Origin of the sequence: Sulfurovum sp., assembly GCF_049668085.1 — a bacterium.
Taxonomy (GTDB): domain Bacteria; phylum Campylobacterota; class Campylobacteria; order Campylobacterales; family Sulfurovaceae; genus Sulfurovum.
In genome coordinates this window covers 1-8350 of the sequence record NZ_JBATIY010000060.1, presented here as the reverse complement: position 1 = coordinate 8350, position 8350 = coordinate 1, and the positions used below count along the sequence as shown (strand labels likewise).

9 protein-coding genes are annotated in these 8350 nt (G+C 36.2%); 3 read left to right on the top strand and 6 right to left on the bottom strand.

The window, feature by feature from the left end:
- The 4 genes from WBM70_RS03845 to WBM70_RS03830 form a co-directional block, all read right to left on the bottom strand.
- On the bottom strand, window positions 1–712 hold a 712-nt coding region (locus WBM70_RS03845), incomplete at its 3' end, for a TolC family protein (protein WP_424557187.1).
- A complete protein-coding gene (locus WBM70_RS03840) occupies window positions 712–1983 on the bottom strand; it encodes an HlyD family secretion protein (RefSeq protein WP_424557186.1) in 1272 nt (423 codons plus the stop codon). The genes WBM70_RS03845 and WBM70_RS03840, both read right to left, overlap by 1 nt.
- Window positions 1976–2830 (bottom strand): ABC transporter ATP-binding protein, encoded by an 855-nt coding sequence (locus WBM70_RS03835; protein WP_424557185.1) that lies wholly within the window; start codon window positions 2828–2830, stop codon window positions 1976–1978. The genes WBM70_RS03840 and WBM70_RS03835 overlap by 8 nt, the downstream gene beginning before the upstream one ends.
- Before the next feature lie 276 nt (window positions 2831–3106).
- Complete coding sequence (locus WBM70_RS03830) at window positions 3107–4561, bottom strand: acetyl-CoA carboxylase biotin carboxylase subunit (RefSeq protein WP_424557184.1); 1455 nt, start codon at window positions 4559–4561, stop codon at window positions 3107–3109.
- Between the two features lie 124 nt (window positions 4562–4685).
- Here WBM70_RS03830 and WBM70_RS03825 point away from each other — a divergent pair, with 124 nt between their 5' ends.
- A complete protein-coding gene (locus tag WBM70_RS03825; protein ID WP_424557183.1) occupies window positions 4686–5564 on the top strand; it encodes an AraC family transcriptional regulator in 879 nt (292 codons plus the stop codon).
- A gap of 254 nt (window positions 5565–5818) precedes the next feature.
- On the opposite strand, the gene WBM70_RS03820 is transcribed toward WBM70_RS03825, so the two are convergent.
- Entirely contained in the window at window positions 5819–6484 is a 666-nt protein-coding gene (locus WBM70_RS03820) for a hypothetical protein (protein ID WP_424557182.1), read from the bottom strand.
- 161 nt (window positions 6485–6645) lie between these two features.
- On the opposite strand from WBM70_RS03820, the gene WBM70_RS03815 reads away from it, so the two are divergent.
- Both WBM70_RS03815 and WBM70_RS03810 read left to right on the top strand, forming a co-directional pair.
- A complete protein-coding gene (locus tag WBM70_RS03815; protein WP_424557181.1) occupies window positions 6646–7029 on the top strand; it encodes a DoxX family protein in 384 nt (127 codons plus the stop codon).
- 55 nt (window positions 7030–7084) lie between these two features.
- Complete coding sequence (locus tag WBM70_RS03810) at window positions 7085–8014, top strand: bifunctional methionine sulfoxide reductase B/A protein (RefSeq protein ID WP_424557180.1); 930 nt, start codon at window positions 7085–7087, stop codon at window positions 8012–8014.
- Here WBM70_RS03810 and WBM70_RS03805 read toward each other — a convergent pair.
- Window positions 8011–8350 (bottom strand): globin (locus WBM70_RS03805; RefSeq protein ID WP_424557179.1); only part of this gene is annotated, 340 nt, incomplete at its 5' end. The two genes, WBM70_RS03810 and WBM70_RS03805, sit on opposite strands and share 4 nt — an antisense overlap.

The window sequence follows — 8350 nt, the reverse complement described above, 5'->3', positions numbered from 1 at the left end:
GTGCATGAGTATAACTTTGTTTTCTTCTAATAACCCTTTGTTCACGACTGATGATCTGCTGATCTGATTCAAGCAATTCGATAGGTGCCAGGTTTCCTGAATTGACCTTTTGTTCAATGAAACCATTCCTCTTTTTCGCTTTTGCATATAATCTTTTTTCAAGCTTGACCAATTCATGATAATAGAGAAGCTCATAATAGGAGAGCATGATCTGCGCATACAGATTTCGTAAATTATTTTGCGCATTAAATGTCGACTTTGTGGCATTTATCTTCGCAGAATCAATTTTGTATTTTCTCTCACTCATTTCATTTAATAATGAAAAAACAGGCACTTTAACACCAACACGAAATTCTCCTTCATTGCCGGTCTTGATATTGTTATACTCCTGGATCCCTTCTGCTTTTCTGTATCCGCCAATAAACTCTACACCACTTTCTGTTGGTTTACTGAGAAAAATATCAGAAAATTCACCCGTACTTACAGGGTAATCTTTTTTATCATAGGCACCGTAGAGTCTGGTATCAAGATCTCCCTGCGCTGTTTGTATACGTGCCGTATCAATATATTGCCGACCTATGGCACTGTAAATATAGGGATTTTTCTCTGTTAAATACCGTTCAATATACTCAACAGTAAAGATCTCTTTCCCTGAAGCATAAAAGGAAACAATCAAAATAGATAGACAGTATCTTAGTAGTATTTTTGTCATTACTTTTTCTCAGGGGTGATCATATTGGCAGGGAATGCATTCATTAAACGCCACAGTTCATACCAAATAGGTACGACTGACAAAGCCACCCATACCATTGCATTGCTTCCCATTCTCAACTCGTCTTGGGAAGGCCATGGTTCATTTGGGTCTTCAACAACATAGGCATAGTAAACACCCTGTTCATGCAAAACAGGATCTACTCTTTTGATAATGCCCCCAAATGTACCAAGCCTTATTTCCGGCCATCCCCGGATGTGCAATGCCGGCCAGCCATTAAACCGTATCCTTACAGAGAGTCCCTCTTTGATAAGTGGCATATTAAAATCTGATACCTTCAGCAAAAGTGCACTTGTCGTTACGTCGGGTGAAAAAAGTGCGATAGGTTCACCTTTTTTGATGTAGGTATTTTTATCATTTTTCAAGATTCGCATGACTGAGCCATCTTTTTGTGAAACAACAGATGATGTCTCATATCTGGAAACTTCTGTCTGATGTCTTTCTAGCTCTCTTTTCAAACTATTTAGATGTGCTTCCTCAGATAGGCTGTTCGCATCAAGTGATCTTATCTTATTTTCAATCTCCTCTAAAAACTGCTCTTTCTCCTTCTTAATTATCGATAGATTACGTTTGTGCACCTCAATATCTATCTCTATTTTATTGAGCTGTGTTTTAGCAAAAATATACTTATTTTCAGTTTTTTCAAAATTCTTATCAGATTCGATTTTTTGAAGATAGAGCACTTTTATCCTATTAAACTGATTGGATATCACTTCATAGTTCTTCTTTTGGCCACTATATTTGACTTGTATCGACTTCAACGCTTCTTCAGCCTGGGCATAGCGCTTGTCATACAGCTCAATACTTATTTTTTTCTGTAAAATGAGACTGCTTCTTTTTTGCTCTAAAAGAAGCAGTTTATCTTGGATGTTCTGTTGTTGCCGTTTGAAGTCCTCTCTCATTTTATACACACGTGTTTTGTACTCTTTATCTAGATCGAGCATATCAAGCACTCTGTCACCCTTTTGCACATGGTCATTCTCTGAAACATAAAAAGTATCGATAAAACCGTTAATAGGTGCAGAGATCGATTGTACCCTTTCAGTAGGATCATACGCGATTACGGTGCCCTCTCCCTCAATTGTCTGTCTCCAGGGAAAAAAAAGAATTGCTATAAACACAAAGATAATTACAAATAGAACACGCCCTACACGATGTACAAAAGGAGCTGTCTGTACAAGCTTCAAAGAGTCAAATTCAAATCTATCCATCTTGTTTATCCTTTAGTTCCACCGATAATTTATTGACTTTATATAACCCCTCAACCATATCATAGATGTAATCAATCTGTTTTGCAAATCCTTTCAGCGCATAGGTAATAGAAGTAACAATAATTTCCGCTGCAACAAACTCTCCCAAAGGCAGGGTTCCCTTGATCACAAGATACCCTCCTACGAGTAAGAACATAGTAAATATAAACCCTTCTGCAAAAAAAGTAAAGCCCAATTGTCGGATAATGATTCTAAATAAATTCTGCCGAGCCTTCACATACTTGCCCAAAGAAGTATTATATTTAGAAAGAGTCTCTTCTCTTGTACCTTTTTCTTCATTGATATGTTGTAAAAAATAGATTGTATTATGTTTTGCATCTGAACGGGCCAATGCAGTAACACCTCCATTACGTCCAAGAGCAAACAATATAACAATATATAAAGTGAACAAAAGTACACCAGCAACAAAGAGGACTGGATCAAATATAAGCAGTAAAAGAAGACTTACCGTGATTTTAATGACCACCCCAAGTCCATCAATTAAAAGAAGGGGGAAAAACTTTTGAATAGATGTTATATCAAAAAAATAGTTCATTAATTTTCTATGTTTATCCTTATCTGCGCTTTCACCATGATTTAAATTTAATGCTTTTTGAGCAACATCGATTCCTCTCGTAAGAAACACTTTTTGTTGAAACTTTTCGTTGATATACTCTTTGAGCAGCTGCAATGTGGTGATGAATATAAATAAAATAAGAAGAATGATACCTAAAATGACAAGGGAGAGTGAAGCTTGTGACAATACACTGTTAATAACAATAGCTGCTGCAAGGGGTACAGACAACACCAAGACTGCTTCGATAATAGAATAATAAAAAAGATGTAGAACATTTTTTCGGTCTTCTTTAATTATTGTCTTTATAAAATCAATAAAAATCTTATTGGATATCATCAAAGGCCTTTTATCGTACTCTATTAACTAACTGACTTTATAGTCAAAAAACTAAGTTATCATATAATAATCTTAATCTCCTATACCTTAAGATCGACGAACCTATATATTAAATTTAATATTATTGGTAATAGTCGTCGAAACTCATTTGATATAGATAGATCAAAGTGATTAAATAAAGTCACCTTTATCTGATACGAGTCCTTTTTGCATTAGTTTTGATAAGAATGTGCTGATACGTTTATCTTTGTTTGGTGCGATCTTATTAATAAGGGCAAAGTGCTCTACACGTTTGTCCAAGAATCCTGTATCAAATTTTCCTTTTCGGAAATCCTCATCACATACTACTTCTTTATGTAATGGTATATTGGTCGTCAACCCTTCAATATAGTATTCATCTAGGGCTCTTTTGGCTTTTTTTACCACACCTTCCCAATCCAGTGCCCATACGATCAGCTTTCCTATCATAGAGTCATAGTTTGGAGGCATGGTGTATCCGCCGTAGACACTTGTATCTAGTCTTACTCCCGGTCCTCCAGGGGTTAAGTACTCCCCGATCGTTCCAAATGACGGCATAAAGTTATTGAGCGGGTCCTCAGCATTGATCCTGAACTCAATGGCGTACCCTCTAAAATTAATCTCTTCTTGAAGGAAATGGAGTTTATCGCCTTCAGCGATTTGGATCATACGCTGTACGATATCTACCCCTGTAATGATCTCTGTAACCGGGTGTTCCACCTGAAGACGTGTATTCATTTCAATAAAGTAGATATTGTCCTGTTCATCGAGTAAGAATTCGATGGTCCCGACATTCTCATACCCTAAACGGTTCATGGCTCTTATAGCAATTCGATAGAGCTCTTTTCGTACAGCATCCTTAAGGCTTGGTGAGGGTGCAATTTCGATGACCTTTTGATGACGTCTTTGAATGGAACAGTCTCTTTCTCCTAAATGCACAACATTTCCAAATTTATCAGCAATGACCTGTACTTCTATATGTCTGGGATTGCTTACAAATTTTTCTATAAACATATCACCATTTCCAAAATATTTTTTTGCCTCATTGGTCGCAGCATCAAAGAGTGCTGCAAACTGTTTTGCTTCATGAACTACACGCATTCCACGACCCCCACCACCAAATGCGGCTTTGATAATAACAGGAAAGCCTATCTCTTGAGAAATTTTTTCTGCTTCTTTTTTATCTGTAATAGGTGTCGATGTACCTTCTAGTACAGGTACACCTATTTCTTTCATAGCATTTTTTGAAGTGATCTTATCTCCAAACAGTTCAATGTGTTCTGCTTTTGGACCAATGAAAATAATACCATTTTCATCACAGGCTCTTGCAAAGTCAGCACTTTCAGATAAAAAGCCATATCCAGGATGGATAGCAGAACATTTTAAGTCTTTGGCGATCTTGATAATATTTTCATAATCCAGGTAAACTTCCACAGGGTGCCCCTCTAATAAAACACTTTTATCTGCTTTTTTTACCCAAGGTCCTTCACTATCAACTTTAGAATGTATCACTACACTTGAAATTTCCAATTCTTTACATGCTCTGATGATACGCAGTGCAATTTCACCACGATTAGCTATTAAAATTTTAGTTATTTTTTTGCTCATTTGAATTCCTTCAATTTATTTATATGTATTTTAAAGATTTTAGCACTTTATCTCTACACTATTCTTGGACTATTAATTATCTATTTTTAATATTATTTTTATCTAGAATTGGTATTATTAAAAAATGAAACAAGAAACTTTAGATAAAAAAATAAAAATCTCAAATGACTTAATGTTCTACTTCTATACGCATATAGAGACAGATATCAACATTGATGAGTTAGCAGATCATTTCAAGATCAATAAATTTTATATGCATCAGATCTTTAAAGAAGTGTTTGGTAGGAATATTTATGAAAGTATTAAATCTATTCGTCTTCAAAAGGCTTCTAATCTTTTGCTGACAAATAAATACTCCACTATTTCTAAGATAGCCAATGAGTGTGGTTACAGCTCTCAAACTTCTTTCATTCGTGCATTTAAAGAACGTTTTTCTATAACGCCTAACAAGTGGAGAAAGGGTGGGTACAAAGAGTATTCACATAAAATTCTTTTGCAATCACCAAATGCACAAGCTTCTACGGCCAATTTTGAACTGATCCAGCCCCAAATCGTGAAAATGCCACAGCAGACCGCATATTACATCCGTCATAGAGGCTATGGATATGATAAATCAAAACTCACATGGCAAAAAATTCAAACCTGGGTTTATCAGAATGAACTAAAGGACTATAAAGAGATGTCGCTTTTTCATGATAACCCTACGATCACACCCTTAGATGAGTGTCACTATGTGGCATGTGTGGTACCCAATGATGAAAATGAGGTAAAAGATCAGCGTTTACCAAAGTTCAATATTTCAGGTGGTGTCTATGCTAAGTTTGATCTGGAGGGGAAGAGAGGAGATTTGCTTAAGTTCATTCACTGGGTATATCATGAGTGGTTACCAAAAAGTGAATATCAGACAACCACGAAACCACCTTATGCAATTTATCATAAAAATCATTATCTTAGTGAAGATGAGGAGTTTTCGATCAGCTTTTATTTGTCTATCAGGCTTTAATTAAAGTAATTGACTATATTGATCTAGTCTAACAACTTATATTTCAGCATACAAGTTCTGAAATGTACTCACTTGTGATATGGTTTTAAGGTTTTCTATAGAGATAAAGTAAAAATATTACACTCAAACTAAATGCTACGAATATAACTCTCTTTTGGATAATATCACCATATCTATGGCAAAATACTAAGCAGCTATTCGATTCGCTACATTAGCTGTTCTGCCCCTATATACTTCAAATACAAGAACTATTTTTAATTTAGATCATCATCTTTCCAGTATTTTGTTCCGCCAATGCTCATTTTTGCCATTATTCCAGTATCTACCAATTCATAAACCTTGGTCCCGTCTGCTAAAGTTAACCCTAATTGACCACTATCATCACCACCAACCGCACTGGCATCAGCATCTGCACTCCATCCATCATTGATAAAGGCATCTAATGCTACTTCAGTCGGGAATATGAATATGATCTGCATATACTTTATACCGCCTCCAATATTTGCACCTGCTCCTAACATTTTCATATAGGTTCGTGAATTATCTATCTTGTTCACCGCAACACCAGAACCAGTTCCTGTTTTGATCAAAAAAGCGAATTCATGAGAATCAAATACTGCATAACCTTTTGCCTTATCATAATACTCTTGAGCCTCTCTTGACTCTTCAAACAATCTTGATAGTGTTTTTTGCGCGTTATTATCAATCGTTTGTCTCTTTTGTGCCGGAGATACATCATCCTCTATCATATCGCTTGCCGTATCGCCTACTTTTGATGCAGTATCGGTAACTGCATCACCAACGTCAGATGCTACACTTTTTACGCTATCCCATAGGCCAGCTTGGCAAAAACTAATAGTTGAGAAAAGAAGCAGATGACTGATCAAGAGGAATTTAGATAATGTATACATTTTTTTCATCATAGAAGCCTTTTTATACTATATAAATTTATTATACTATAGTAAGTCATTAAAAAATAGTATAGCAATTCTTGCACAAATGTATTCTAAAAAAACTCAATAGAGAATCAGAATAAAATACTTGCTATAATGATATACTTTATATACACAAGGATCTTAGAATGTCAGAGAATATAGGAAAACTGGTATTACGTTTAATGGTTGGAGGAATGATGCTTTTTCATGGTATTGATAAAGCATTACACGGTATCACTTATATTAAGGGCTTAGTGAAATTTCAGGGGTTACCTGAAGTTTTAGCCTATGGGGTCTATGTGGGAGAGATACTTGCTCCGATCTTTTTGATTATAGGATGGAAAAGCAGAATTTGGGCTGGAGTGATCGTTTTCAATATGGCAGTGGCTATTTACTTAACGAAATTAGATGCATTGATGAAACTAGGGGCACATGGTGCTTGGGCCGTTGAATTACCGATGTTTTATCTCTTCAGTGCATTGGCTATCGCTCTTTTAGGTTCAGGTAAATATGCGATCATGCGAGATTAGTACATCTATATTACACAGAGTTACTCTATAGTTTTAAAAAATCAAAGGGTAATTTATGCAAAAAATATTGTGGATTTTGTTGACTGTATGTGTGACATCTGTTGTAGCAGATGATTTTAAACCATGGAAAAGTAAGATAGACAGGCTTAGTACATTTGAAAAACATGTTGTGATCAATAAAGGTACAGAACGCGCTTTTTCGGGTAAATATGTGCATACCAAAGAAGATGGCACTTATAGATGCAAAGTATGCGATACACCACTTTATAGGTCATCAGACAAGTTCGATTCTCACTGCGGATGGCCAAGTTTCGATGATGCCATTCCTGGGGCGATCAAAGAAGTACCGGATGCAGATGGCAGACGAACAGAGATCGTTTGTGCGAAGTGTGGAGCACATATGGGACATGTTTTTAGAGGGGAGGGGCTTACTTCTAAAAATGTACGTCATTGTGTGAACTCCGTTTCTCTTAATTTTCAAAAAAAGAAAGCCCAGACTTCTACATTAAAAAAAGCCTATTTTGCAGGCGGATGTTTTTGGGGTGTAGAGTATTATCTTGAAAAAATTAAAGGTGTCAAAGAAGTGACTTCAGGTTTTATGGGCGGTCATGTGAAAAATCCTGGCTACTATGATGTTGTACGTAAAGATACGGGGCATATAGAAACCGTTGAAGTGGTGTATGACCCCTCAAAAGTCTCATATGAAACATTAGCGAAGACTTTTTTTGAAATACATGATCCTACGCAAGTAGATGGACAAGGACCGGATATAGGCAGCCAATACCTCTCTGCTATATTTGTTAACAATAAGGAAGAACGTAAAACCATTGAGAGATTGATAAATCTATTGGAAGGTAAAGGGCTTAAAGTAGCCACAAAGATTATGCCAAAAGCACCTTTTTACAGTGCTGAAGCGTATCACCAGGACTATTATGAACGTAAAGGCTCAACGCCTTATTGTCATAGAAGGGTCAAACGGTTTTAGTCTTGTCGGTTGATCATCCATTGAGAAAAAATATTTAGGTAATTCCAGAAGCTTTGTATATTTTCTTCAGAACTTAATTTCTGCTCTATGATGGGCTGAAGCGCTTCTTCAAAAGTGACAAGCCAATGTAGTCTTGCATGTGGTGTGATAGCAAAAGGAGCATGTCTTTTTCTCATTTGTGGTGCACCACGATTTTGGTTGAAGTAAGGTGTTCCTCCACAGATCTGTATGAAAAAGTCTGCAGAGATCTGTCCGGCCTTTTGCATCTCTTCCCTATCATTTGGGAAGATCTCTTTGATAGGACTTTCAAAGAGATCTTCCCAAATGATAGGGAAG

Bases quoted from the DNA above. Each gene is read 5' to 3' on its own strand.
- WBM70_RS03815 (WP_424557181.1), top strand. From the start codon at position 6,646: ATGTCAGAGAATATAGGAAAACTGGTATTACGTTTAATGGTTGGAGGA.
- WBM70_RS03830 (WP_424557184.1), bottom strand. From the start codon at position 4,561: ATGAGCAAAAAAATAACTAAAATTTTAATAGCTAATCGTGGTGAAATT.
- WBM70_RS03820 (WP_424557182.1), bottom strand. From the start codon at position 6,484: ATGAAAAAAATGTATACATTATCTAAATTCCTCTTGATCAGTCATCTG.
- WBM70_RS03840 (WP_424557186.1), bottom strand. From the start codon at position 1,983: ATGGATAGATTTGAATTTGACTCTTTGAAGCTTGTACAGACAGCTCCT.
- WBM70_RS03810 (WP_424557180.1), top strand. From the start codon at position 7,085: ATGCAAAAAATATTGTGGATTTTGTTGACTGTATGTGTGACATCTGTT.
- WBM70_RS03825 (WP_424557183.1), top strand. From the start codon at position 4,686: ATGAAACAAGAAACTTTAGATAAAAAAATAAAAATCTCAAATGACTTA.